General features: G+C 32.1%; 24 protein-coding genes and 5 pseudogenes. 10 read left to right on the top strand and 19 right to left on the bottom strand.

Annotation, left to right across the window (positions count from 1 at the left end):
- Positions 1-5: 5 nt before the first annotated feature.
- The gene (locus AC0L5U_RS08355) at positions 6-269 is read right to left on the bottom strand and encodes a hypothetical protein (protein WP_473415796.1); all 264 of its coding nucleotides are present in this window, start codon (positions 267-269) and stop codon (positions 6-8) included.
- Positions 266-649, bottom strand: coding sequence for a hypothetical protein (locus AC0L5U_RS08360; RefSeq protein WP_473415797.1), 384 nt, complete (start codon positions 647-649; stop codon positions 266-268). Before AC0L5U_RS08360 ends, AC0L5U_RS08355 begins: the two co-directional genes overlap by 4 nt.
- 346 nt (positions 650-995) lie before the next feature.
- On the opposite strand from AC0L5U_RS08360, the gene AC0L5U_RS08365 reads away from it, so the two are divergent.
- From AC0L5U_RS08365 to AC0L5U_RS08385, 5 genes are all read left to right on the top strand, one after another.
- Entirely contained in the window at positions 996-1,556 is a 561-nt protein-coding gene (locus AC0L5U_RS08365; protein WP_473415798.1) for a carboxypeptidase-like regulatory domain-containing protein, read from the top strand.
- Positions 1,553-2,245, top strand: coding sequence for a hypothetical protein (locus tag AC0L5U_RS08370; RefSeq protein ID WP_473415799.1), 693 nt, complete (start codon positions 1,553-1,555; stop codon positions 2,243-2,245). The genes AC0L5U_RS08365 and AC0L5U_RS08370 overlap by 4 nt, the downstream gene beginning before the upstream one ends.
- Positions 2,246-2,500: 255 nt before the next feature.
- On the top strand, positions 2,501-2,776 hold the full coding sequence (locus AC0L5U_RS08375) for a hypothetical protein (RefSeq protein WP_473415800.1): 276 nt from the start codon (positions 2,501-2,503) through the stop codon (positions 2,774-2,776).
- The gene (locus AC0L5U_RS08380; protein WP_473415801.1) at positions 2,730-3,755 is read left to right on the top strand and encodes an ammonium transporter; all 1,026 of its coding nucleotides are present in this window, start codon (positions 2,730-2,732) and stop codon (positions 3,753-3,755) included. The genes AC0L5U_RS08375 and AC0L5U_RS08380 overlap by 47 nt, the downstream gene beginning before the upstream one ends.
- Before the next feature lie 34 nt (positions 3,756-3,789).
- Positions 3,790-4,131 (top strand): P-II family nitrogen regulator, encoded by a 342-nt coding sequence (locus AC0L5U_RS08385; protein ID WP_473415802.1) that lies wholly within the window; start codon positions 3,790-3,792, stop codon positions 4,129-4,131.
- Between the two features lie 86 nt (positions 4,132-4,217).
- On the opposite strand, the gene rimO is transcribed toward AC0L5U_RS08385, so the two are convergent.
- On the bottom strand, positions 4,218-5,522 hold the full coding sequence (gene rimO, locus AC0L5U_RS08390) for a 30S ribosomal protein S12 methylthiotransferase RimO (RefSeq protein ID WP_473415803.1): 1,305 nt from the start codon (positions 5,520-5,522) through the stop codon (positions 4,218-4,220).
- Between the two features lie 342 nt (positions 5,523-5,864).
- On the opposite strand from rimO, the gene AC0L5U_RS08395 reads away from it, so the two are divergent.
- A complete protein-coding gene (locus tag AC0L5U_RS08395; protein WP_473415805.1) occupies positions 5,865-6,722 on the top strand; it encodes a serine hydrolase domain-containing protein in 858 nt (285 codons plus the stop codon).
- A 346-nt stretch (positions 6,723-7,068) separates the two neighbouring features.
- Here the strand turns inward: AC0L5U_RS08395 and ftsY are convergent, their stop codons facing one another.
- The 14 genes and pseudogenes from ftsY to recR all read right to left on the bottom strand — a co-directional run bounded on the left by ftsY (position 7,069) and on the right by recR (position 16,211).
- Positions 7,069-8,064, bottom strand: a complete 996-nt coding sequence (gene ftsY, locus AC0L5U_RS08400) for a signal recognition particle-docking protein FtsY (protein WP_473415806.1) — start codon at positions 8,062-8,064, stop codon at positions 7,069-7,071.
- Between the two features lie 318 nt (positions 8,065-8,382).
- The gene (locus AC0L5U_RS08405; protein ID WP_473415808.1) at positions 8,383-8,535 is read right to left on the bottom strand and encodes a DUF4295 domain-containing protein; all 153 of its coding nucleotides are present in this window, start codon (positions 8,533-8,535) and stop codon (positions 8,383-8,385) included.
- 41 nt (positions 8,536-8,576) lie between these two features.
- A pseudogene (rpmG, locus tag AC0L5U_RS08410) lies at positions 8,577-8,758 on the bottom strand (50S ribosomal protein L33).
- A 23-nt stretch (positions 8,759-8,781) separates the two neighbouring features.
- On the bottom strand, positions 8,782-9,018 hold the full coding sequence (rpmB, locus tag AC0L5U_RS08415) for a 50S ribosomal protein L28 (protein WP_473415810.1): 237 nt from the start codon (positions 9,016-9,018) through the stop codon (positions 8,782-8,784).
- 83 nt (positions 9,019-9,101) lie between these two features.
- Positions 9,102-10,351: pseudogene (locus tag AC0L5U_RS08420) on the bottom strand (competence/damage-inducible protein A).
- Positions 10,351-10,692: an Hpt domain-containing protein gene (locus AC0L5U_RS08425; RefSeq protein WP_473415811.1), complete on the bottom strand. Its 342-nt coding sequence runs from the start codon at positions 10,690-10,692 to the stop codon at positions 10,351-10,353. Before AC0L5U_RS08425 ends, AC0L5U_RS08420 begins: the two are co-directional and overlap by 1 nt.
- Positions 10,693-11,304 carry a fumarylacetoacetate hydrolase family protein gene (locus tag AC0L5U_RS08430; RefSeq protein WP_473415813.1) on the bottom strand — a complete coding sequence of 204 codons (612 nt, stop codon included), beginning with the start codon at positions 11,302-11,304 and terminating at the stop codon, positions 10,693-10,695.
- A gap of 210 nt (positions 11,305-11,514) precedes the next feature.
- On the bottom strand, positions 11,515-11,670 hold the full coding sequence (locus AC0L5U_RS08435) for a hypothetical protein (protein WP_473415814.1): 156 nt from the start codon (positions 11,668-11,670) through the stop codon (positions 11,515-11,517).
- Between the two features lie 94 nt (positions 11,671-11,764).
- Positions 11,765-12,181 (bottom strand): hypothetical protein, encoded by a 417-nt coding sequence (locus tag AC0L5U_RS08440; RefSeq protein ID WP_473415815.1) that lies wholly within the window; start codon positions 12,179-12,181, stop codon positions 11,765-11,767.
- A gap of 7 nt (positions 12,182-12,188) precedes the next feature.
- On the bottom strand, positions 12,189-12,965 hold the full coding sequence (locus tag AC0L5U_RS08445; RefSeq protein WP_473415816.1) for an exonuclease domain-containing protein: 777 nt from the start codon (positions 12,963-12,965) through the stop codon (positions 12,189-12,191).
- Between the two features lie 96 nt (positions 12,966-13,061).
- The gene (locus tag AC0L5U_RS08450; protein WP_473415817.1) at positions 13,062-14,399 is read right to left on the bottom strand and encodes a dihydrolipoamide acetyltransferase family protein; all 1,338 of its coding nucleotides are present in this window, start codon (positions 14,397-14,399) and stop codon (positions 13,062-13,064) included.
- Positions 14,400-14,487: 88 nt separating this feature from the next.
- Complete coding sequence (locus AC0L5U_RS08455; RefSeq protein ID WP_473415818.1) at positions 14,488-14,709, bottom strand: hypothetical protein; 222 nt, start codon at positions 14,707-14,709, stop codon at positions 14,488-14,490.
- Between the two features lie 32 nt (positions 14,710-14,741).
- The gene (locus tag AC0L5U_RS08460) at positions 14,742-15,584 is read right to left on the bottom strand and encodes a glycosyltransferase family 2 protein (protein ID WP_473415819.1); all 843 of its coding nucleotides are present in this window, start codon (positions 15,582-15,584) and stop codon (positions 14,742-14,744) included.
- A gap of 9 nt (positions 15,585-15,593) precedes the next feature.
- Positions 15,594-16,211 (bottom strand): recombination mediator RecR, encoded by a 618-nt coding sequence (recR, locus tag AC0L5U_RS08465; RefSeq protein ID WP_473415820.1) that lies wholly within the window; start codon positions 16,209-16,211, stop codon positions 15,594-15,596.
- A gap of 137 nt (positions 16,212-16,348) precedes the next feature.
- On the opposite strand from recR, the pseudogene AC0L5U_RS08470 reads away from it, so the two are divergent.
- Positions 16,349-17,808 (top strand): annotated as a pseudogene (locus tag AC0L5U_RS08470) (sodium:solute symporter).
- Here AC0L5U_RS08470 and AC0L5U_RS08475 read toward each other — a convergent pair.
- Positions 17,779-18,141 (bottom strand): CoA-binding protein, encoded by a 363-nt coding sequence (locus AC0L5U_RS08475; protein ID WP_473415821.1) that lies wholly within the window; start codon positions 18,139-18,141, stop codon positions 17,779-17,781. The pseudogene AC0L5U_RS08470 and the gene AC0L5U_RS08475 overlap by 30 nt on opposite strands.
- A gap of 103 nt (positions 18,142-18,244) precedes the next feature.
- Here AC0L5U_RS08475 and AC0L5U_RS08480 point away from each other — a divergent pair, with 103 nt between their 5' ends.
- The gene (locus AC0L5U_RS08480) at positions 18,245-20,728 is read left to right on the top strand and encodes a TonB-dependent receptor domain-containing protein (RefSeq protein ID WP_473415822.1); all 2,484 of its coding nucleotides are present in this window, start codon (positions 18,245-18,247) and stop codon (positions 20,726-20,728) included.
- A gap of 503 nt (positions 20,729-21,231) precedes the next feature.
- On the opposite strand, the pseudogene AC0L5U_RS08485 reads toward AC0L5U_RS08480, so the two are convergent.
- Positions 21,232-22,238 (bottom strand): annotated as a pseudogene (locus AC0L5U_RS08485) (3-oxoacyl-ACP synthase III family protein).
- 215 nt (positions 22,239-22,453) lie between these two features.
- Between AC0L5U_RS08485 and htpG the strand changes: the two are divergent.
- Positions 22,454-24,366 (top strand): annotated as a pseudogene (gene htpG, locus AC0L5U_RS08490) (molecular chaperone HtpG).
- A gap of 170 nt (positions 24,367-24,536) precedes the next feature.
- Positions 24,537-25,121, top strand: a complete 585-nt coding sequence (locus tag AC0L5U_RS08495; protein ID WP_473415823.1) for a Crp/Fnr family transcriptional regulator — start codon at positions 24,537-24,539, stop codon at positions 25,119-25,121.
- Positions 25,122-25,265: the final 144 nt, after the last annotated feature.

Here is a 25,265-nt window from a genome sequence, read left to right on the forward strand (position 1 = left end):
ATTCACTAAAAATCGCAATAGCACGTTGGCAAGTTTATAATAAAACCTATACCAAATTGATGCGCGTTTAACTTCAATTTTTCAGCACTTTCACCGCTATTAATTAAAACCGATTTCCCGTAATTGTAACCCGCAATTATCGCTGTACTGTTAGATATTGGGTATTGCATGCTTACACCTGCTCTTAAAAACAAAATATTATTATTGAATTCTTCTTCCCCAACAAGATTAAAAACATCATTATTTATGGTTTGATTACCACGTATCATAAATTCTGAAGCCACATAACCATTTGCAAAAATATAAGATCTCTTAACTTAAATAATTTTACATCTACTCCTGCCTTCACACCTAAATAACTCACATCCCAAGCAAAATAATTGTCAACGCTAGATTCACTTCCAATGGCGCCATAATTATTATATGATAATCCAGCATTTAAAAATAAAGTTTTAGCTGAATTAAGCGTATGCCTATAACCCATTCCAAAATAAGATTGAGATTTAGATAATAAATTGTCCAAAGACTGTCCATTAGAGTTTTCATAATCAAATGATGAAATTGTAGAACCATATTCCATATACAGCTGCTGGCTAAAACAATAATTACAGGTTGTAAAAAACAGAAAAATGAGTAGTTGATTCTTCATATGATTAGAGAGCGTTTAGTCTTTAAGAAAATAGGTTTGTAATAAGTAGCGGTAATAGCAAAAGTATTGCAAATGCAATGGATTATGGTTGGCATATTTAAAAAGTTAGGCAATACTAATGTATTGATACCTAAGTTATAAAAAAATAATTCTGTTAATGTCCACCTTTTGTCCATTAAAAAACATTGTTATATTGACAAATTTATTTTGTATGGAGATAGAAAAATATGAGTATTACAATATTCTCCATGTAATTGAAAGTTAATTTTTATGTTAAAAACAGCTTGACTATTAAGTAACTACGTTTTTTTGTAAATTAACTAATGAAATTTTAATCCTTATAATTATGAAAAAGATAGCTACATCAACATTTAAGTGCTTCTTTCTATTTCTTGCTTGTTTTTCATTTGTTTTAAATGCACAAGATTCACAAGCCATCAAAGAAATAAGCGGTAAAATAATTGATCAAAAATCAAAAAAAGCTTTAATATTTACAGATTTAGCTGTAAGCGGATCTAATATCAGCACAGTAACCAATTCTAATGGAGAATTTTTACTTAAAATACCTTACAGCCATTTAGGAGAAAAGCTAATAATAACTCATTTAGGATACGAAAAAAAGGAACTTAGTATTGTTGATTTAGAAAAAAATGAAAAGATACTATTAACACCTAGCTATACAGAGCTGAATACTATAAGTATTTCTGGTCCTCAATTTGATGCAAGAACTTTAGTTATTAAAACCTTAGCAAATAAAAGTACTGCTTACCATAATAAAAATGCTTTGATGACAGCATTTTATAGAGAAACAATTAAAAAAGGAGAAAAAATGCTTCACTATCTGAAGCCGTTGTTAAAATACACAAACAACCCTATTCAAATATTAGAAATGACCGTATTGAGTTGATTAAGTCACGAAAAAATACTGATTACACCAAATTAGATACACTTGCCTTAAAATTGCAAGGTGGTCCTTTTAGTAATTTATACACAGATTTAGTTAAATATCCTGAATTTATATTTACCGATGAAGATGTAGAGCTTTATGATTTTAAATATGATACTTCAACCAACATCAATAAAAATTTAGTGTATGTTATTAATTTCAAACAAAAGCAAAACGTTAAAACTCCTATGTATTTTGGAAAACTTTACATTGACGCAAATACTTTAGCACTTACTAGTGCCGAATATAGTTTGAATGTAAAAAACAGAGAATTATCTAGCAGAATGTTTGTTAGAAAAAAGCCTAGAAAAGTTGATGTATATCCAACCGAAGCTACTTACAAAGTCAAATACCGCACTCAAAATGGTAAATGGCATTATGCTTACAGTAATATAGGATTAACTTTTAAAGTGAATTGGAAAGGTAAAATATTCAATAGCATTTACACATTAAATAGTGAAATGGCAATTACAGATTGGGAAATCCCTGAAACTAAAATTGCCAAAGTAAGGAGTAAAATGTTGCGCCCATCTTCCATATTAACAGAACAGACTTCAGGGTTTTCTGATCCTGAATTTTGGGGAGCATATAATATAATTGAACCAGAAAAGTCAATCGAAAACGCTATCAAAAAATTCAAAAACAATTGAAGCGTACTTAAATTTTTAAATAAGTGTTGTTAAGAGGCAATCCTTAGACGTAAAAACCGATACAGTAAATCTAGACTGTATCGGTTTTTTTTGATTAATTTTTAACGAAACTTAATAAAATGTTATAATTTCATATTATTTAAAACAACCTTATCTATTTTATCAAATCCTCAAAAAACAACTATTAAAATTTCATATATTGCCGACTTTCTAGAAAAAAACAAACTATAATAAACTAACCAAAAATTATTTTTTATGCAAGAAGTCGCAACCGCAGCAATAGAACAAACCGAATTAATTTCAGCAATTGATACTGTTTGGGTTTCAATTTGTGCTGCAATTATCTTTTTAATGGAAGGAGGGTTCGCCCTACTGGAAGCCGGATTTGTAAGAGCTAAAAACACCATGAGCATCATCGCAAAAGTTATGATAGATATTGTGTTTGGTGGTATCGCTTTTTATGCCGTAGGCTTTGGAATTGCCTATGGAGCTTCAAACGGATGGTTTGCTTTTGAGAACTGGAATTACTGATGGCGATTTAGGATTGGGGTTAACCGTTTCAAATAAATTATTCTGGTTTATCCAACTAGGATTTGCAATAGCAGCTATTTCAATTGTATCTGGTGCTGTTGCAGAACGTATGAAAGTATGGCCTTATGTACTTTTTGTAGTTGTATTTTGTGCCGTAATGTATCCTTTGGCAGCCAATTGGGTATGGAATCCTAATGGATGGCTTGCAACCCGTGGTTTTAATGATTTTGCAGGATCTGCAGCTGTGCATGCTATGGGAGGTTTTGCTGCTTTAGCAGCAGCCATTGTTTTAGGACCTCGGCTTGGAAAATACGACCAAGAAGGAAAACCTGTCGCAATTCCTGGTCATAATTTACCACTTGCAGCTGTTGGTGGTTTTATTCTTTGGTTTGGATGGTTTGGCTTCAATCCAGGCTCAACTTTAGGAGCTGTAGGGAATTGGGAACTTATTGGTACAATTGCTACAAATACCTTTTTAGCTTCTGCTGCAGGTGGAATTGCTACAATGGTTTATACGTATTTTAAATACGGACAAATTGATATTACCATGACCATTAATGGTGTTTTAGCAGGATTAGTTGCTGTAACCGCTGGTTGTAATGTAGTTGAATCCGGGTCAGCAATAATTATTGGTCTTGTTGCAGGTGTTTTAGTAGACGTAGCAGTAATATATATTGATAAGTTAAAAATAGACGACCCAGTAGGTGCTATAGCAGTCCATGGTATAAATGGTCTTTTCGGAACTATAGCAGTAGGATTATTTGCTGCAGATGGTGGTTTGTTTTTTGGAGGTGGTGCAAGTTTGCTAGGCACACAAGCTATAGGTGTATTAGTTATTGGAACTTTTTCTTTTGTAGTTACATTTATAATTATGAAGCTAATGCAAAAAACTATTGGAATTCGTGTAAATCCTTCGGAAGAACGTGCAGGAATAGATGCTGTTACCTTTGGAGCTGAAGCTTACACCACTTTCGAATAAATTAATTTGACGTTTAAAATTTAAAAAGACACTCATGAAAAAAGTAGAAGCAATAATAAGACCTTCAAAATTAAAAGCTGTTCAAAAAGGTTTGAAAGAAGCAGAAATACCTTGTATCACAGTACTTCCCGTAAAAGGAACTGGCTTACAAAAAAGTTATTCTGAACGCTACAGAGGTACAGAGCAATCTATGATTTTACAATCACGCATTATGATAATGTGCATTGTTAGCGATTCTAATTTAGAAACATGCATAGATGTTATTTTAGACAATGCATCAGAAGGTCAAGTAGGCGATGGTAAAATATTTGTTTACCCTGTTGAAGAAGCTATCAGAATTAGAACTCGAACTAGAGGAAAAGAGGCTATTATATAAGAATTCAAGAGTAAATAACAAACGTAAAAAGGCTCGTATTTTAATAGAATACGAGCCTTTTTTATTTATGAAGTAGTTCTGAAAAATTATTGAACAACTTCCCCATAAAGATCAAAATCTTCTGCTTCAATAATTTTTATAGTAGCAAATTCTCCAGTTTTTAAATATGTTTTAGAGGCATCAATTAAAACTTCATTATCCACATCGGGAGAATCATATTCTGTTCGTCCAACAAAATAATTACCTTCTTTTCTATCGATAATTACTTTAAAGTTCTTACCTATTTTTGCTTGGTTCAATTCCCATGATATTTGAGATTGAATTTCCATAATTTGATTTGCACGATCCATTTTTATTTCCTCTGGCACATCATCTTCTAAATTATAAGCATGTGTGTTTTCTTCATGAGAATATGTAAAACAGCCCAAGCGTTCAAAACGCATGTCTTGAACCCATTGTTTTAGGGTTTGAAAATCTTCTTCAGTTTCTCCAGGGTAGCCTACAATCAAAGTAGTACGAATCGTCATATCTGGAACTTTAGCTCTAAAGTCTTGTAATAACTTTGTAGTTTTTTCTTTTGTAGTACCACGGCGCATACTTTTCAAAATAGAATCTGATATATGCTGTAGTGGAATATCTAAATAATTACAAATTTTAGCTTCACGATTCATCACGTCTAAAACATCCATGGGGAAACCTGTCGGAAATGCATAATGCAAACGTATCCACTCTATACCTTCAACTTTTACTAACGCCTCCAATAATTCAGCTAAATTCCGCTTCTTGTATAAATCCAGTCCATAATAGGTTAAATCCTGTGCTATTAAAATCAATTCTTTAACACCATTAGTTGCTAGTTTCTCAGCTTCAGTAATTAAATTTTCAATTGGAGTACTTCTGTGCTTTCCTCTCATGATAGGAATTGCACAAAACGAACAAGGTCTATCACAACCTTCTGCAATTTTTAAATATGCGTAATTCTTAGGTGTTGTTGTCAAACGTTCTCCTATCAATTCATGCTTATAATCTGCACCTAAAGCTTTCAATAAACCTGGTAATTCTGTAGTTCCAAAATACTGGTCTACGTTTGGTATTTCTTTTTGTAAGTCTGGTTTATAGCGTTCACTTAAACAGCCAGTAACAAATACTTTATCAACATCTCCAGCTTCTTTCTTTTGCATAAACTCCAAAATGGTATTTACACTTTCTTCTTTGGCATTGTTAATAAATCCACAGGTATTAATCACAACGATATTGCCTTCTTCTTCATGCACAACATCTTTTCCGCTGGCTTTTAATTGCCCCATAAGCACCTCGCTATCGTAAATATTTTTACTGCATCCAAGGGTTACTACATTAATCTTGTTTTTCTTAAGAGTTTTAGTGCGCATACTATCTATAAATCAGGGCGCAAAGATACGTAATGATTTATGATTAACGATTGCTGATTTTTGAATATCATTAAACCTTTTATATATTAGAGTGTCCTAAATTGAAACCTATCTTATGAAAAAGCTACCTTATTTTATTTTTTTAGTTCTTGTATCATGCTTTAATTGTGCATCAAATGATGATACTGTAAATATGATACCTTATAACGATGAGTTATATTTCCTCCGGTTAATTCAAATACTTGGGAAACATTAAGCATTTCTGAGTTAGGTTGGAATGAAAGTGAACTACAACCACTTTTAAATTATGTTGAAAGTAAAGGCACGAAAGCGTTTTTAATTTTGAAAAATGGTAAGATGGTTGTGGAATGGTACGGCAATGGCGAAAATGCTAGCTCTAATTTACCATGGAATTCTGCCGCTAAAACTCTTGTTGCTTTTACTACTGGAATTGCACAAAAAGAAGGTTTTTTAAATATAAATGAACCTTCCAATACCTACCTGGGTAAAGGTTGGACCAGTTTATCAGCAGCACAAGAAGACAATATTTCCATTTGGAATCATTTAACCATGACAACTGGTTTAGATTACACCGTGCCAAATAATAATTGTTCAGATCCTGAATGTCTTATTTACAAAGAAGACCCTAATACTTTTTGGTATTACCATAATGCTACTTACACCTCTATTCACAATATTGTAGCTGATGCAGTTGGTAATGATTTTGATATTTATTTTAATGATAAACTAAAAAGTAAAATTGGGATGCAAGGTTCTTGGATTCCGTTTGGTTATTTTAAATTATACTTTAGTAATGCAAGAAGTATGGCTAGATTCGGATTATTGAATTTAAATAAAGGTGTTTGGAATGGTACTACTATTTTAGATGATATTGATTATTTTAATGCGATGACAAACACTTCTCAAAACCACAACAAAGCCTATGGTTATTTATGGTGGTTAAACGGAAAAGACAGTTATAGAGGTCCAGGTTTAACAATAGAATTTCAGGGCAAATTGATTACAAATGCACCCGATGATTTAATTGCTGGCTTGGGGAAAAATGACCAAAAGATGTACGTGGTGCCTAGTAAAAAATTAGTTATTATTAGAATGGGAGATGATGCTGGAGAATCTCTACTTGGTCCTAGTAGTTTTGATAATGAACTTTGGGGAGAGATTAATAAGTTGATTGATTAGACACATCATATGGGCTAAATGAAATAATGAACGACTCTAAATAACCACTAAATAAATAATGTAAAACTGATAGAATAAAACAGATTGATATAAGGTTTACATTTAGCATTTTATTTTTAAAATCTTTATAAACCATAACAATCATTGTAAGAAAAAAAGGAACTATGAAATACATAGGAAATGCCATGTAATTAATCAAGCATTTAGGTATTAGCGGATTTTTACTTAGGTTTATATAATTAATAATTAACCCAACTAAATTACTACCAATTACAATGAAAGCATAAAAAAGAATAATTATTGCTATTACCCTTAAATTTTTCTGAGATAAAAAATCTTTCAATATTTATTTAAAATAGATTCCTAACTTGGCAAGAATAACAAAAGATTTACTTAAAAAAGAATCCACAAACTCATATTTATTAAATACTTGTAAATCGTCAATACCTTCTCCTACCCCAATGTATTTTACTGGAATTTGAAATTGGTCTGAGATTCCAATTACAACCCCACCTTTTGCAGTACCATCAAGTTTTGTAACTGCTAATGATGTTACTTCGGTTGCTGCTGTAAATTGTTTGGCTTGTTCGAATGCATTTTGACCTGTTGAACCGTCTAAAACTAACAACACATCATGTGGAGCATCATCAACCACTTTTTGCATCACACGTTTTACTTTAGTCAACTCGTTCATTAAGTTTACTTTATTGTGTAAGCGTCCTGCAGTATCAATTATAATAACATCGGCGTCTTGATTTACGCCAGATTCTAAAGCATCAAAAGCTACTGATGCGGGATCACTCCCCATTTCTTGACGAATCATTGGCACATCTACTCTATCTGCCCAAACTTGTAATTGATCTATTGCTGCTGCTCTAAATGTATCGGCAGCCCCAAGCACTACTTTTAAGCCTTGCTTTTTAAACTGACTTGCTAGTTTACCAATTGTGGTTGTTTTACCAACACCATTAACACCAACTACCATAATTACACAAGGCTTTTTTCCTTCTGGAATAGTAAATTCTGTTTCTTCGCCAGAATTTGTTTCAGAAAGCAAGCCTGCTATTTCCTCGCGTAGAATTTGATTTAATTCGTCTGTTCCTAAATATTTATCTTTTGAAACACGTTCTTCAATGCGCTCTATTATTTTAAGTGTGGTGTTTACACCAACATCACTAGTCACAAGTATTTCCTCTAAATTATCTAGAACCTCATCATCTACCTTAGATTTTCCTGCTACTGCTTTACTTAATTTACCAAAGAAACTGGATTTAGATTTTTCTAAGCCTTTATCTAATGTTTCCTTTTTTTCTGAAGAGAATATTTTTTTGAAAAAACTCATTCTTTACATTGTTGTTAGTTATTGAGTTGTAAAGCTCAAAAACGGGTTATTGGTTTTAAAAATAGCGCACAAATTGGTTATTCATTACCGCCAAATGCGAACTAGTGCGTTAGGGATTGAAGCGGCATCCTTTTTTGTTTTTCTCAAAAAAGATAAAGCGAAAAGCCCGACCCGTTAGGGAAACGCCCAAATTATACATAACAACTTTCTTGCCTGATAGTTAAACCTGAAACATTGTCATAAAAATTTGAATTGTAAATATAAAAAAAGCTGCTCTCTTAAAAGAAAGCAGCTTTATATATTGTAAAAAATAAACGTTTATTTCTTGTTTAAGAAGTCGTTTACTTTATCTGGACTCATTACTGATTCTACAAACATGTAGGCTCCTGTTTTTGGAGATTTAACCATTTTTATAGCTTTGGTTAACCTTTTAGATCCTGTTTGTAACGATGCTACTGATTTTTTTGCCATGGCTTTTTATACTTTATGAGCTTTACGAGTGTAAAACTGTATTACTTAATTTCTTTGTGAACTGTCATACGCTTTAAGATTGGGTTAAATTTCTTTAACTCCATTCTATCTGGTGTATTTTTTTATTTTTTGTAGTAATGTATCTTGAAGTTCCTGGTTTTCCAGTTGCTTTATGCTCTGTACATTCTAAAATTACCTGTATTCTATTACCTCTTTTTGCCATTTTATACTACTTAACTATGACTATTATTTTAAAAATCCTTTAGACTTAGCTTCTTTAATAGCAGCCGAAATCCCTATTTTATTAATCGTTTTTAAAGCAGAAGATGATACTTTTAAAGTTATCCACTTATCTTCTTCTGGAATGTAAAAACGTTTTTTCAATAAATTCGCATGAAATTTGCGCTTTGTTTTATTCATTGCATGAGACACGTTGTTTCCAACCATTGCCTTCTTTCCTGTAAGTTCACAAACTCTTGACATTCTTTTATAACTTTAAATTTGTTGTTGCTTAAAAACGAGGTGCAAATATACTAAAACTTTGAATTATGACAATTAAAAATAAATCAATTTTTTAAAATTTCTTTTTCGAGCATTTCTAGTGCTTTATTTACTGCTTTTTTAATGACGCGTTTGCGCGCAGAACCCAACATAAAACACTCTGAAACTACACCATTTTTTGTAGCAATAGCAATGTAAACCGTGCCAACCTCAGCATCAGAATCTCCTTTAGATGGCCCTGCATTTCCTGTGGTTGCTACTCCATAATCTGACTTAAACAATTTACGTACTTGTTGTGCCATAGCCTCCACAACTTCGGCACTAACTACTGAATATGCTTTAATAAGCTGCTCAGAAACTCCCAAAACATCTATTTTAGACTCAGTTGCATAAGTCACAACCCCTCCATTAAAATAAGCTGAAGCTCCAGAGTTTTGGGTAAATTGTTCTGCAACATTGCCTCCTGTACAACTCTCTGCAATGGCCAAAGTTTTGCCATTTTCAGTTAATCGTTTTGCGATGATGGCTTCAAGCGACTTTTCTTCATCTTCAAAACCTACAAAAGCATCTTCTATTAATGGTAACACTTTCTCAATTTCAGCTTCAACGCCATTTTTAATGGCATCTGCATCAAAACCTTTTGAGGATAAACGTAATCTTACACTTCCTAAGTTTGGCAAATAGGCTAATTTAATATCAGCCGGTAGCGCATCTTCCCAATCCTCTATCCGTTTAGCCAAAGTACTTTCACCCAAACCATAGGTTAAAAGTGTTTTATGATATATAAATGGGCACTTGTATTTTTCTTTTATTCTAGGAATGACTTTATTAAGAATAAGTTGTTTCATTTCAAATGGCACTCCTGGAAGTGAAACAAATGTTTTTTCTCCTTTTCGAGCCACATACCTGGAGCAGTCCCCAACTCATTCATTAAAACAGTAGCCTTAGAAGGCACCAAAGCTTGATCTTTATTAACCTGTAACAAAGTTTGGCGCACATAGCGTTTCCAGATATCTTCTATATTTTTTAATACAGAAGCATCTCTTACCAATGTGTCATTAAAATATTCAGCAATGGTTTTTTTGGTAATATCATCTTTTGTGGGACCTAAACCTCCTGTAATGATTACAATATCTACACGACGTTCTGCATCAGTAAAAGCTTGTAGAATATGAGTTTTATCATCTTGAACAGACGTAATTTGGTATATAGAAACACCTATTTTATTCAATTCCTGTGCAATAAATGCAGAATTGGTGTCAATTACCTGACCAATAAGTAGCTCGTCGCCAATAGTTATAATTTCTGCGAGCATTACAAATCAAAATCAGACTTAATTTCAGTTACGGTGTTCTCCACGGCTGTAATTACAATATCCAATTCATTTGTAACATCAAGGTCGGTTTTTGTAAACTTTCCCCAGTCTTGTATCACAATTAAAGTATCTAATACACCCAACTCAAATAAATCTATAGTTGGTTTCATTTTATGTGCCGCTTGGTAAGCCTCCTGATAATTTTTTTCGGCTACTGCCTTTTTTAAACGCTCTGCATCTTCTGGTACTTCCTCTAAAAAAGTTGCTGCCAAAGCCATAACAAAATCCTCATCGTTATCGGCCAATTCTCTTACTCTAAATAATTTATAATGTTGTTCCATTTATTTAACTGTTATGGAAAATAGTTCTTTATTTCCTATAAATCCACTTAATTTATCATTAGCAACTACCCTGCCAACTCCAGCAGGCGTGCCTGTAAATATAATATCTCCAATCTTTAAAGTAAAATATTTTGACACATATTCTATTAATTCATCAATTTTCCATAACATGTGGCTTGTATTTCCATTTTGTACAATGTCGTCGTTCTTTTTTAAAGAAAATTCAATTTGGTTTATGTCGGCAACCTCTTTTTTAGACATCCATTGTCCTACAACAGCAGCACCATCAAATGCTTTTGCTTTTTCCCAAGGCAAACCTTTTGCTTTTAACTGCGCCTGTAAATCGCGTGCTGTAAAGTCAATTCCAAGTCCTATTTCTTCATAATATTTATGTGCAAATTTCTTATCAATGTGCTTACCTACTCTATTTATTTTTACCAAAACCTCAACCTCATGATGCACATCGTCCGAAAAATCTGGAATAAAAAACGGTTGTTTTTTTAATAGAATTGAAGTATCAGGCTTTAAAAACACAACAGGGTCTGTTGGTTTTTCGTTTTCTAGTTCTTTAATGTGTTCTGTGTAATTTCTACCTATGCAGATTAATTTCATATGAGCCTCCCTAGCCCCTCCAAAAAGAGGGGGATTTTTATGGTTACTATTATTATTTTAAACTATTACTTTTTTCTCTCGCGAAGTCGCAAAGACGCGAAGAGTTTTGTCTATTTATTTTTATTTGGCAGTTACCACTAGGGGCGGGCGAGTTTGCAATTGTCAGTATCCAACCCAAAACTATTCTTTTTTAGTCTTGTTTTTAGACTTCTAAAAAGTCAAAATATTTGCCCATTTTAAAAGAAAAATTATCGCAACTGTAACTCCACCACTAATAAAAAATGCACCACTCCAATAAAAAGTTTTTGTTCCCCATTGTTTCCACATCTTTTTACCATATTCCTTTTCAGCATAACCACTAGTCATTTTCCAATAAAAAAAGTGATGATTACAAAAAGTGCTATTGCTATTACTATTATATAGATTTTTTCCATTTGTTGCGCTTTTAGTTAATGTGTTTTTAATCTATTTTTTTGTAATGTCTATCTAAATCTAGGTTATATATTAATTTAATAGTACCAAAATCCTTAGCTTTTACTAGAGAATAATACATCAATACTTTTGTGTAATCTGCATTAGGATATATTTTGGCATCATCATTAAGATGAAAATCTAAAAAATCAACATGAGATGCTCCACTAAACTTCCATTCATTAGCACTTTCATATACTAATTTCTTATTCAAATCATATAGTTTTTGACTGTACGTCCCATCCTTAAACACAAACAATGTATCGTAAGCATTTAAACTATTGTTATAAACAAAACACCCTTCGAGTTCTCCTTTTGTAATTGATGAATCACATGTTTTAAACAAAAACAGGATTATTAAACCTAAAATAGAAAACGTAATTACGGCTTGTTTATCTAATTTCAAAATATACCTATCCCAACTTATTATTAAAACTTCTCAATTTAATAGCAGTTAATACCTTTTTAGTATACAACGGAAAATCTGCATTTAACAACCATCCAAAATAGCCAGGTTCTTTTTCTAAAATTTCAGTAACCAATTTACCTTTATGCTTTCCAAAAGAAAAACATTCTTCTCCTTTTTTATTATATGCTATAAAGCCTGCAAAGTCTGCAAATTTCTTTCTTGAACTAAACTCTGCCAAAAACTTGGTATCGTTTTCCAGCTCTTCGTATCGAGATAATTGTGCTTTTAAAACTTCGTAAGTAGCTTTTGTATCGGCTGCTGCACTATGCGCATTATCTAAACTTTCATTGCAATAAAACTTGTAAGCAGCACTTAATGTACGCTGTTCCATTTTATGGAAAATAGTCTGCACATCGACAGATTGTGTGCTTTTCATATCAAAATCTATTTCGGCTCGCAACATTTCTTCTGCTAAAAGTGGAATATCAAATCGGTTAGAGTTAAAACCTCCCAAATCTGAATCTTTTATCAAATTATAAATTTCCTTTGCTATTTCTTTAAAAGTTGGTTTGTCTGCCACATCTTCATCAGAAATACCATGAATTTCAGTAACCTCCTTTGGGATTGGTCTTTCAGGGTTTACAAGCCAAGTATGGCTTTCTTCCTTACCATTAGGATGTACTTTCAGAATTGAAATTTCTACAATTCTATCGCTTGTGATACTAATTCCTGTGGTTTCTAAATCGAAAAAACAGATAGGTTTTGTGAGGTTTAATTGCATTACTATATTTTGATTGATTCTTATTTTTTGTAAAAATAAAAAAACCCAACCGTTCCAGGTTAGGCTTAACTTTATAATTATTTAATTTAATTGAATTTAAACCTCTCTATCACTATCCCATGCCTCCAAATAATCTTTAACAGCTTTTACAAACATACCACCTAAAGCCCCATTTACCACTCTATGATCATAAGAATGTGATAAAAACATACGGTAACGGATACCTATAAAATCGCCTTCTGAAGTTTCAATAACGGCAGGTACTTTTCGAATAGCACCTAAAGCTAAAATCCCAACTTGTGGCTGATTAATAATTGGAGTTCCCATAATACTTCCAAAAGAACCTACGTTTGTAACCGTGTATGTTCCTCCTTGAATATCATCAGGGTTTAATTGATTTATTCGCGCACGATTTGCTAAATCGTTTACTTTTTTTGTCATGCCTACCAAATTCAATTGGTCTGCATCTTTTATTACAGGTACTATTAAATTACCATCACCAAGTGCGGTAGCCATACCCAAGTTTATATGTTTCTTTTTGATGATTTTGTCTCCATCAACTGAAATATTTAGCATAGGGTAATCCCGTAACGCTTTTGCAACAGCCTCCATAAAAATTGGCGTAAACGTCAGTTTTTCGCCTTCTCTTTTTTCGAAACCATCCTTAACTTTTAAACGCCAATTCCAGATGTTAGTAACATCGGCTTCTATAAAACTTTGTACATGTGCCGAAGTTTGCAGAGAATCTGTCATGTGATGAGAAATGAGTTTCCCCATTCTCGTCATTTCAACAATTTCATCCTCGCCACTTACAACAACTGGTTTTGGATCTTGCTTTTTAGGTAATTCAGTAGATGTAACTGGAGCTAATTGAACTTCTTTTTTAGAAGTATTTGCTTGTGCACTCGACTTCCCTCTTGTTTCAATGTAACCTAGAATATCATTTTTTGTAACACGACCTTCTTTTCCAGTTCCAGGTATAGTATCTAATTCCTCTTGAGCAATCCCTTCTTGTTTTGCAATATTTTTAACCAAAGGCGAATAAAAACGTTCTCCACTTAAAATCGCAGGCGTAGAAGCAGATGCTGTTTCTTTAGCTTTTTCAATACCTTCGGTTAACTGACTAACAGCTTCTGTTTCAGTAGAATCATTTAAAACTTCTTCAGGAGTACTAGATAATTGATCCACATCGCCTTCAATTTCAATAACCGCCAAAACTTGGCCAACTTGAACAACATCATCTACATTAAATCGCTTTTCAACTAAAACACCCTCAACTTCACTTGGCACTTCACTATCTACTTTGTCTGTAGCAATTTCTAAAACTGCTTCGTCTAACTCGATAGTATCACCAACTTCTTTCAACCAAGACGTTATAGTTGCCTCAGCAACACTCTCTCCCATTTTCGGTAATGTCAATTCAAACTTTGCCATTTCTTTAATTAAAGCCTTTATTTTTTATTCCGATTGCAAAATTAACTAAAAATCATCAATTCTGTTAAATTATCTACAACAAAACCCCTTAAAAACTAATTACTCCCCCTTTACCATTAGCGCTATTACTTCCTAATATGAAATTAGAATTTTTTGGCAATATCTTAAAAGTCAATGTTCTTTGTTTTGAATGCTCTTCTATATGACTAATTATTTCATTGAAAGTCAATATATTATTATCAAATATTAATTCAGTTCCATTTTCAAAATTGCCAACTTTATTTTTAACCAAAAGTTGTTTTGGTAACACAGACTCTAAATTTTCAAACTTAGTATTAGAGATTAAAACATATTGAAAAACAGACTTTGTGTTATGTTTTTTATTTTTTTAATGAGTGGTATTATTTTAATCCCGAACCAAACTAGCGTATCAAAAAACAGACTTTTTTTAAAATGCTTTTTGTAGAATATTTGCATTGCGCCATAAAAACGTTCAGCATATTTTTTGTCTTTTAATGTGCTCTCCCCTTTAAAATGAATCACACTAGTTACTCCAAAATAATAGTTTTGATAACCAGCATTCGTTATTTTATAGGATAAGTCTATATCTTCCCCGTACATAAAATAATCTTCATCAAAACCGCCAACATGAAGGTACACTTGCCTTTTCAAAAACATAAAAGCACCAACTAAAACCTCTATTTTACCAGATTCATTTTCAGTTAAATGATTTGCATAATAGCGTTTTGAGTTCCCTATAATCTTTTTTAAAGCGACACTTACAACAGGTACATTGCGTTTACTTTCAGGCAAAAAATTGCCTGTCCCATCTATCAGTTTACACCCTACTGCTCCAAGTTTCTTTTTGTCCTTACAAAACTCAAGTAGCTTTATAAACGTATCTTCAGCAACAACTGTATCTGGATTTAAAATACACAAATACTCGCCTTTAGATTGTGCTACGCCAATATTATTTCCCTTGGAAAACCCTGAGTTTTCTTTATTTTCAATGAGGTTGACTTCTGGAAATAAATCCTTTACCATTTGACAACTTTCATCTCCAGAATTATTATCAACAACTATAATTTCAGCATCTATATCAGTAATAGCAGCTTGCACACTTTTTAGACAGAGTTCTAAAAAATAACGCACATTATAATTTAATATGACAACTGAAAGCTTCAAATAAAGTTGTTATAATTTTAAAGAGGATTCAAATGGTACACGGTTCAAAATACTTCTGCCTAAGGTAATTTCATCTGTATATTCTAACTCATCACCTACCGAAATTCCTCTAGCAATGGTTGATGTTGTAATGTTATATTCTTGAATTTGTTTGAAAATATAAAAATTGGTGGTATCACCTTCCATGGTAGAACTTAATGCAAAAATAAGTTCATCTACAGCTCCAGATTTTACTTTATCCACTAAAGACACAATGTTTAAATCGTGAGGACCGATACCATCAATAGGGGAAATTTTACCTCCCAAAACGTGGTATAAGCCTTTAAATGACCCTGTGCTTTCAATCGCCATAACATCTCTAATATCTTCAACAACGCAAATTAATTTTTCGTTTCTATTTGGGTTTGCACATATTTCACACAACTCTACATCGCTAATATTATGGCAAGATTTACAGAACTTAATTGTATTTCTCATGCTAACCAATGCTTCTGATAATGCAGTAGTTTGCTCCTTTGGCTGTCGTAACATATGCAGTACCAAACGTAATGCTGTACGTTTGCCTATGCCTGGTAATTGCGACATTTCGTTGACTGCATTCTCTAACAATTTTGAAGAAAATTCCATAGTTGCGAAATTACTGCTTCGTCACGAATTTCGCTAATTTTCATCAATTCTTTTAAATATTCAATTTAAATATAGCTTGCTTTACTTGGATTTTGAAATTTAATAATTGTATTTTCAAAACTTGAAAAAAATAATTTATGAGTGCTACACAAATTCTGCTTTTAATAGTTGCCTACTTTGTAGTTTTAATTTTGATATCTTACTTCACAGGAAAGGAGGATTCTAACGAAGCTTTTTTAAAGCGAATAAAACTGCTCCATGGTATTTAGTAGCTTTTGGGATGATTGGGGCTTCGCTTTCTGGGGTTACTTTTATTTCGGTTCCAGGAATGATTGGCGGTCAGCAATTTGCCTATATGCAAGGTGTTTTTGGCTTTTTTGTGGGCTACTTATTTATTTTAATCGTTTTATTACCATTGTATTATAAACTTAATGTCACCTCCATCTATGAATATTTAGAACAGCGTTTTGGAAAAGTGAGTTATAAAACTGGAGCGTTTTTCTTTTTATTATCTAGAGTTACAGGTGCTTCTTTTAGGTTGTTTTTAGTTGCTCTAGCAATGCAATACATTGTTTTTGAAAGAATAGGAATTCCGTTTTGGACTACGGTTGTTATATCAATTTTACTTATTTGGTTGTACACTTACAGAGGCGGTATAAAAACTATTATTTGGACAGACACCATACAAACTTTAGCAATGTTAACTGCTGTTTTAGTGGCTATTTATTTAATTAATGAAAAATTAGAATGGACATTTTTTGAAGCGTTACAGTCAGAAACGTTTACTCAAAAGAGTCAAATCTTCTTTTTTGACGACCCAAATTCTAAAACCTATTTCTGGAAGTATTTTATTGGAGGCATATTTATTGCTATTGCAATGACTGGTTTAGACCAAGATATGATGCAAAAAAACCTAACCTGTAAAAATCAAAAAGAAGCTCAAAAGAATATGTTTTCCATGGCTGCCTTACTTGTAATAGTAAACTTTATATTTTTATCTCTAGGTGCACTTTTATTTATTTATTCTGAAAAATTTGGGATAAATATTCCCGTTGTTGATGGCAGAACAAGAACAGACTTATTATTTCCTGAAATCGCCATGAATCAAGGTCTTGGACAAGCATTATCGGTTACATTTATCATTGGACTAATTGCTGCAGCTTATTCTAGCGCCGATAGTGCTTTAACATCACTTACTACCTCTTTTTCTGTAGATTTTTTAAACATCCATCAAAAGTCAAAAGAAACCCAAAAACCTTTGCGTAAAAAAGTCCATATTGGGGTTTCAATCTTATTGATAATTGTTGTAATTATTTTTAATAATTTAGAAGGAAATGTGGTTGGCAATCTATTTAAATTCGCCACTTTTACTTATGGTCCATTGTTAGGATTGTTCGCTTTTGGTATTCTTACTAAATATCAAATTATAGACAAATATGCATGGATAATTGCACTATTATCAATAGTGATTAGTTTTGCCTTAACATCTTTACCAGAAACTATTATTGGGAAATATCAATTCCATTGGGAAATATTACCGCTTAATGGATTAATAACCTTCCTTGGATTAATACTGATTCGTAGAAAGCAACACTAAAGTACAAGCGGCTTCAAACTCAATATTATTCTTTTTTAAAACCTCGTAAAATTCAGGGTTTTCTGTTCCAGGGTTAAAGATTACGCGTTCTGGATTTAGCGACACTACATAATCATAATATTCCTTTTGACGTCTTGGGTTTAAATATAAAGTTACAGTATGGATAGCTGTATAATTAACCAATTCAGTATCTATGGGTATACCTGAAATCTCTCCTTCTCTTAAACCAAACGCTACTACATCAACAGCATTTACAACTAACCTTTGAATGGCATAATTAGAATATCTATTTGGCTTTAGTGAGGCGCCAAGAACCAATGTTTTCTTATTCATAAATGTTAAAAAAATTAATTTTTTGTTAAATGTAGTAACATAATTATAAAAGAGACGTCTATTTGTTAACAACAATCATCATCAATCAAAATAATCACTACAAATGAGAAAAGCTATTTTCTTTGGCTTGCTATGTATCACTTTATTTTCAACATCAGCTTATGCCAATATACCAGAACCAAACGAAGCCAAAACAGGTACTATCTCCGGTAAAGTTTTAGACGCAAAATTACGGCAACCCTTACCTTATGTAAACATTATTGTTAAAGATTCTAATGGCGTAACTCTAACAGGAGGTATTACTTTAGATGATGGAACCTTTAAAATTGAAAAAATTGAAGAAGGTGATGTTACTGTAAGTATTCTATATATTGGCTACAAAACATATAATAAGAATATTACTTTAAAAAGAGGGAGTTATAACGTAAATCTTGGGGATATTTTTCTTGAAGAAGACATTGAAGGGTTAGATGAAGTTACAGTAATTGCTGAAGTTTCAACCATCCAACAAAAAGTTGATAGAAAAGTAATTAATGTAGGTAAAGATTTAGCAAATATGGGAACCGCTACAGAAATTATGACGGTTGTCCCTTCTATTAATGTAGATGCACAAACTGGAGATATTAGCTTACGAGGCAATCAAAATGTTCAAGTTATGGTTGACGGGAAACTATCAAACATTCCAACAGCTCAACTTCTTCAACAATTACCCTCTTCTTCTATTAAACAAATAGAACTAATTACTAATCCATCAGCCAAATATAATCCTGAAGGTATGAGTGGACTAATTAACATTATTCTGCACAAAAACATAAACATTGGTTTTAATGGTGGTCTTAATCTTGGTGTAAGACATCAAAAAGAAGCCAAGTTTAATAGCTCTATAAATATGAACTACCGTAATGGAAAATTAAATTTATTTGGGAATTACGGTAATAATATTAATAAAGGGGTCAATAATGGTAGAATTGCTCAAATAGAAAACAATTCTTTTCAAATGATTAATTTATTAAACAACAATAAGTCTCATTTGTACAAGGTAGGTGTAGATTATTATTTAAACGACAAGAATACTATTTCCTTTTTCACAGGACAAAATAGCTTTGATGGATTAAATGATTCGAATGCCGATTTGATATTTAACGATAATATGGGTAATAATCAAGGTCAGCGTACAAATTCTATAAATGAAAATTCATCTAGGCAATATAATTTTGATTATAAATTAGACTTCAATAAAGACGGACAGAATATTGAGTTAGAAATTGATCATAATCAGTTTGATAATAATACTGATACCGATAATAATCAAATTGGAAATATCACCCGCCCAGATTTCATAGAATTCACCGATACAGACAGAAAGCGAACTACCATAAATCTTGATTATATTGACCCTGTATCTGATAATTCAAAATTAGAAATTGGTTTACAAGCAAGATTATTTGATAATGAAATCATCTATGAATCTGACGCCCGTACAAGAAATGAAGATGGAGATTACATTCCTAGTATTACTGATTACACCTATAAAAGAAATATTTATTCTGCTTATGGAAATTATAATAAAAAATTAGAAAAGTGGTCTTATCAATTAGGATTAAGAGTAGAAAGTGTAAATGTTGATGCCATTGCTATTGAAACCGATTTATCAGTAAACGATGAGACTATTATTCCTTTTGAAAACGACTATTTTCAAGTCTACCCATCAATTTTTTTAACATTTAATCCTTCTGAAAAAAACTCATATCAAGTAAGCTATAGTAGAAGGATTGACAGACCTGGTGTTGGTCAAGTAAACCCTATCCCGCAATGGAATACACCATTGGTGTCAAATTTTGGTAATCAATCACTTGAACCGCAATTTACAAATTCAGTAGAGTTAAATTACACAAAAAATCTCAAAAAAGGAAGTATTACTGGAGGTGTATTTTACAGGCTTATTGAAGATGAGATTAATAGAGCGGTTAAAGTTGATAGATCTGATTTATCATCAAATAGATTCATTTTAACTTTTGACAATTTTAGTAATACTAGTGCTTATGGTTTAGAATTATCAAGTAATTATCGTCCCACAAAATGGTGGAGTTTAAATGCTAGTTTCGATTTATATTCTCAAACCCAAAAAGGTATCGCTGAAAGTATAGATCCTACACTAACAAATCCAACTGAAAATGACATCGTTCAAGAAACCGTACAGGTGGATAATGTAATCTGGAACTTTAGAGTTTTTAATAATTTTAGTGTAAGTAAAAAATTATCATTTACTGCTTTTGGTATGTACCGTGGAAAAAATACTGGACTAAATTTTGAAGTAGACCCTATGTATTTTGTTAATCTTGGAGCTAGATATTCCTTTCTTCCAAATAACAAGGCTACTTTGAGTCTTAGCTTTAATGACGTATTTGATACTCAAAGAATCTCTATAGTTAGTGAAAGGCCTTTTGATCAAGAAGCTATGTTTTTTCCAGAGTTTAGAACATTCTCCCTTGGATTATCCTATAAATTTGGAGGTGGAAAATATCGTGCTAAATCACGTAAAAGAAGAGATAATGACGAAAAATCGGCCGGTGGTGGCGGTTTTTAAAACATAAATTTAGTAACCTTATAATAGTTGATGGTTAGTGTTATATAAAGGTTATTGAATAAAACTCCAAAGTGTAAGCTTTGGAGTTTTGCTTTTGCAAAAAACATTAAAACGTTAAAAACGTTAAAATCAACGAGTTTAAGCAATATTTATAAATCAAAATCGTTAACTTACTATAACCAAAAACCGTATTAATAATTATTTGAGTTAGTCGCTTTTAAAAACAATTGATTAAACGGTTAGTGTGTTTACACATTAAAACTCGAAATCTTGTATTTCGAGTTTTGTTTAGTATTAACTAGATGACAATACCGTAAAATACATTTATTTTTTGCTATTATCATCTAACTATTTATAGAGGCTTCTCTTTCAAAATTTGTGTTAATTGAAGTTAGTTGGTAAATAGCATAAAAAAATCCGAAACTGTATCAAAATACCAGTTTCGGATTTTTGATTTTTATTCTATTTCTAAATCAAAAAATAGATTTCTGCCTAAATAAGATTTACCACTTTATAATTACACTTCCCCAAGTAAAGCCGCTTCCAAAGGCTGCCAATACAACCGTATCGCCATCTTTTATTTTCCTTCTTCCCAAGCTTCAGTTAGGGCTATAATAACAGATGCAGCAGTTGTATTTCCGTATTTTTGAATGTTATTAAAAACTTGATTGTCTCGCAAACCAAATTTCTTTTGAATAAATTGAGAAATTCTCAAATTCGCTTGATGCGGAATTAATATGTCAATATCTTCTTTTTGTAAATTATTTTTTTGAAGTCCTTCAACTATAGCCTCGCTAAAACGTACAACCGCATGCTTAAACACAAAAGTTCCGTTCATGTAAGGATAATAAGAAGTATCATTAGGATCGTTAGCTTCTAAAATTTCTGGCACCCAATGCTTAATACTTGGTCCTTCAACCACTAATTCTTCAGCATATTTTCCTTCAGAATGTAAATGCGATGATAATACACCTTTAGTATTATCATCAGTTCTAGTTAAAACTGCTGCTCCTGCACCATCACCAAAAATAACAGTGACTCCTCTTCCTCTGGTAGACTTTTCTAATCCTCCAGAATGAAATTCGGCTCCTATAACCAACACATTTTTATACATACCAGTTTTTATAAATTGGTCTGCTACAGCAACCGCATATACAAAACCTGTACATTGATTTCGAATATCTAAAGCACCTACAGTTGGCATCTCCAACATATCTTGAATTTGCACACCACAACCTGGGAAATAATAATCTGGACTTAGAGTTGCGAATACTATAAAATCAATATCATTTTTAGTTAAACCAGCACGCTCAATAGCAATTCTAGCCGCTTTTGCTCCCATAACTGCTGATGTATCCTCAGAACCTTCTTTTATCCATCGGCGTTCTTTAATACCAGTACGCTCTTGAATCCATTCATCATTAGTGTCCATCATTTTTGATAAATCATCGTTTGTTACCACATTTTCTGGAACATATTTACCTAGTCCTATTATTTTTGAATTGTACATAATGTCACTACTTAGTTAGAATATCTAAAGTACAAAATAATACCATCAAATTTCAATAATTAAAAATCCAAATTCCAAACGTTTCATTTCAAAAATTCAAAAATCGTTATTCAACAATCACAAATCCTTAATGTCAGTTTGTCATATTTCATCAATTGGCATTTTTGTTGTCTATTACTGAATCATAATAACAAATTGAATAAAACATATATATTATGACAAAAGGAAACATTAATGTATCGGTAGAAAACATCTTCCCACTCATTAAAAAATTCTTGTATAGCGACCACGAAATCTTTTTACGTGAGTTAATAAGTAACGCTACTGATGCCACTTTAAAGCTAAAACATTTAACTAATGTTGGTGATGCCAAAGTGGAATATGGCAACCCTCAAATAGAAGTTAAAATTGATAAAGATGGAAAGAAGCTTCATATCTCTGACCAAGGTTTAGGTATGACAGCTGATGAAGTTGAAAAATACATCAATCAAGTGGCTTTTTCTGGAGCTGAAGAGTTTTTAGATAAGTATAAAGATTCGGCTAAAGACTCTGGAATTATTGGTCATTTTGGGCTAGGTTTCTACTCAGCATTTATGGTTGCTGATAAAGTAGAAATTATTACAAAATCTTTTAAAGATGAACCTGCTGCACATTGGACATGTGACGGTTCTCCTGAGTTTACTTTAGAAGCTTCAGACAAAACAGAAAGAGGTACAGAAATTATACTTCATATTGCTGAAGATTCAACTGAATTTCTTGAAAAGTCTCGTATTCGCGAGTTGTTAAACAAGTACAACAAGTTTATGCCTATTCCAATTAAATTTGGAACTAAGGAAGTTAACGACCCAGAGCATGAGCCAAAAACTACTAAAGATAAAGACGGTAAGGAAACTACAGAACCGCACAAACAAATTACTGTTGATGACATAATTAATAATCCAAATCCAGCTTGGACAAAACAACCAGCTGATTTAAAAGATGAAGATTATAGTGGTTTCTACAGAGAATTGTATCCAATGCAATTTGAAGAGCCGTTATTCAACATTCACTTAAACGTAGATTACCCGTTTAACTTAACAGGTATTTTATACTTCCCAAAAATGTCTAACGACATACAAATGCAGAAGGATAAAATCCAGCTATACCAAACCAAGTTTTTGTAACTGATAATGTTGAAGGTATTGTTCCTGAGTTTTTAACCATGCTTCGTGGAGTTATTGATTCTCCAGATATTCCATTAAACGTATCGCGTTCATATTTACAAGCAGATGGTGCAGTTAAAAAGATATCATCTTACATCACAAGAAAAGTTGCAGATAAATTAAAATCGTTATTCAATAATAACCGTGAAGATTTTGAAGCAAAGTGGAACGATATTAAAATCGTGATTGAATACGGTATGCTTTCTGAAGAAAAATTCTTTGAAAAAGCAGATGCCTTTGCTTTATACCCTTCAGTTGATGGTAAATACTATACTTACGAGGAGTTATTCAACAAGATAAAAGCAAATCAAACGGATAAAGATGGTAAATTAGTAATTCTTTATGCTTCAGATAAAGATGCACAACACAGTTACATAGAATCTGCTAAAGCTAAAGACTACGAGGTGTTGTTATTAGATTCTCCAATTGTTTCACATCTTATCCAAAAATTAGAAAGCACTAAAGAAAACATTACGTTTGCTCGAGTTGATGGCGACCATGTGAATAATTTAATTAAGAAAGATGAAAACACCATTTCTAAATTAGATGAAGATCAAACTAAAGCTTTAGATGAATTGTTAAAAGAAGTCATTCCTTCTGAAAAATTCACAGTGCAATTGGAAGCCATGGATAGTAACGAATCGCCTTTTACTATAACGCAACCAGAATTTATGCGTAGAATGAAAGAAATGCAAGCTACAGGCGGCGGAGGCGGTATGAACATGTTTGGTAGTATGCCCGAAATGTACAACCTAGTAGTTAACACAAACTCTGAATTAGTCGGTGAAATTTTAGGTACTAAAACTAAAAAGAAACAAGAAAGACTAATTACGCAGAGTTTAGACTTGGCAAGATTATCTCAAGGTTTATTAAAAGGTGAAGAGCTTACAAACTTCATTAAACGAAGCTACGAGATGATTAAATAAGTTTACACGCTGAAACTGTTCAGCATCCTATATAAATCAAAACCACTTTGTGAAAACAAGGTGGTTTTTTTGCTTTTTAAGTAAATTGACTAATTTATTTTATAGAACAACGATTATTAGATAATTTTTAAGCGATTTTTCGTACTTTAATGTTCCTAATAAACTTTAAGGTGAATGCTAATACATCAATAGCAACAGAAATCTTTAATAATCTTACTTTTTCAAATGAAGAAGTAATGATTATAGATTCTGTATTCCATAAAGAAACCTACAAAAAAGGTTCAATTCTACTTAAAGCTGGAGATATTGTTGATGTTCAATATTATATCCAAGATGGATGTCTTCGCTCATTTCATATCGATTCTCATGGAAGAGAATATACGGTTCAGTTTGGTTTTAATGATTGGTGGGTTAGTGATTTTACAGCATTTTTTTCCAAATCAAAATCAATAATGACTATAGAAGTTCTGCAAGATGCTACATTGTACAAGATTTCTAGAGAAGACAAAGAGTTGTTATATTCTAAAATACCCAAGATAGAATCATTTTTTAGAGTTAAGTTAGAACGTGCATTTGCAGGATTTCAAAAACGGATTTTAGAAAACTTATCGCAATCTGCAACTGAGCGCTATATCAACTTTATTAAGGCATTTCATAATGTTGAGCAATATCTAAAAAACTACCACATAGCATCTTATTTAGGCATTACCACAGAGAGTCTGAGTAGAATTAGAAAAGAAATATCAAACAATTGATATTTATTACCATACATCATTTTTTTATTACTGCATCATCATATATTTGATATATAACTGATATTTAGACGTATACATTTCGTAAATCCTTATTGGTTAATAGCAAAAGTAGAAGCGCATACATTGTATGCGCTTTTTTTATTT

The sequence above is a fragment of the Jejuia sp. G7-7 genome (genome assembly GCF_055808955.1).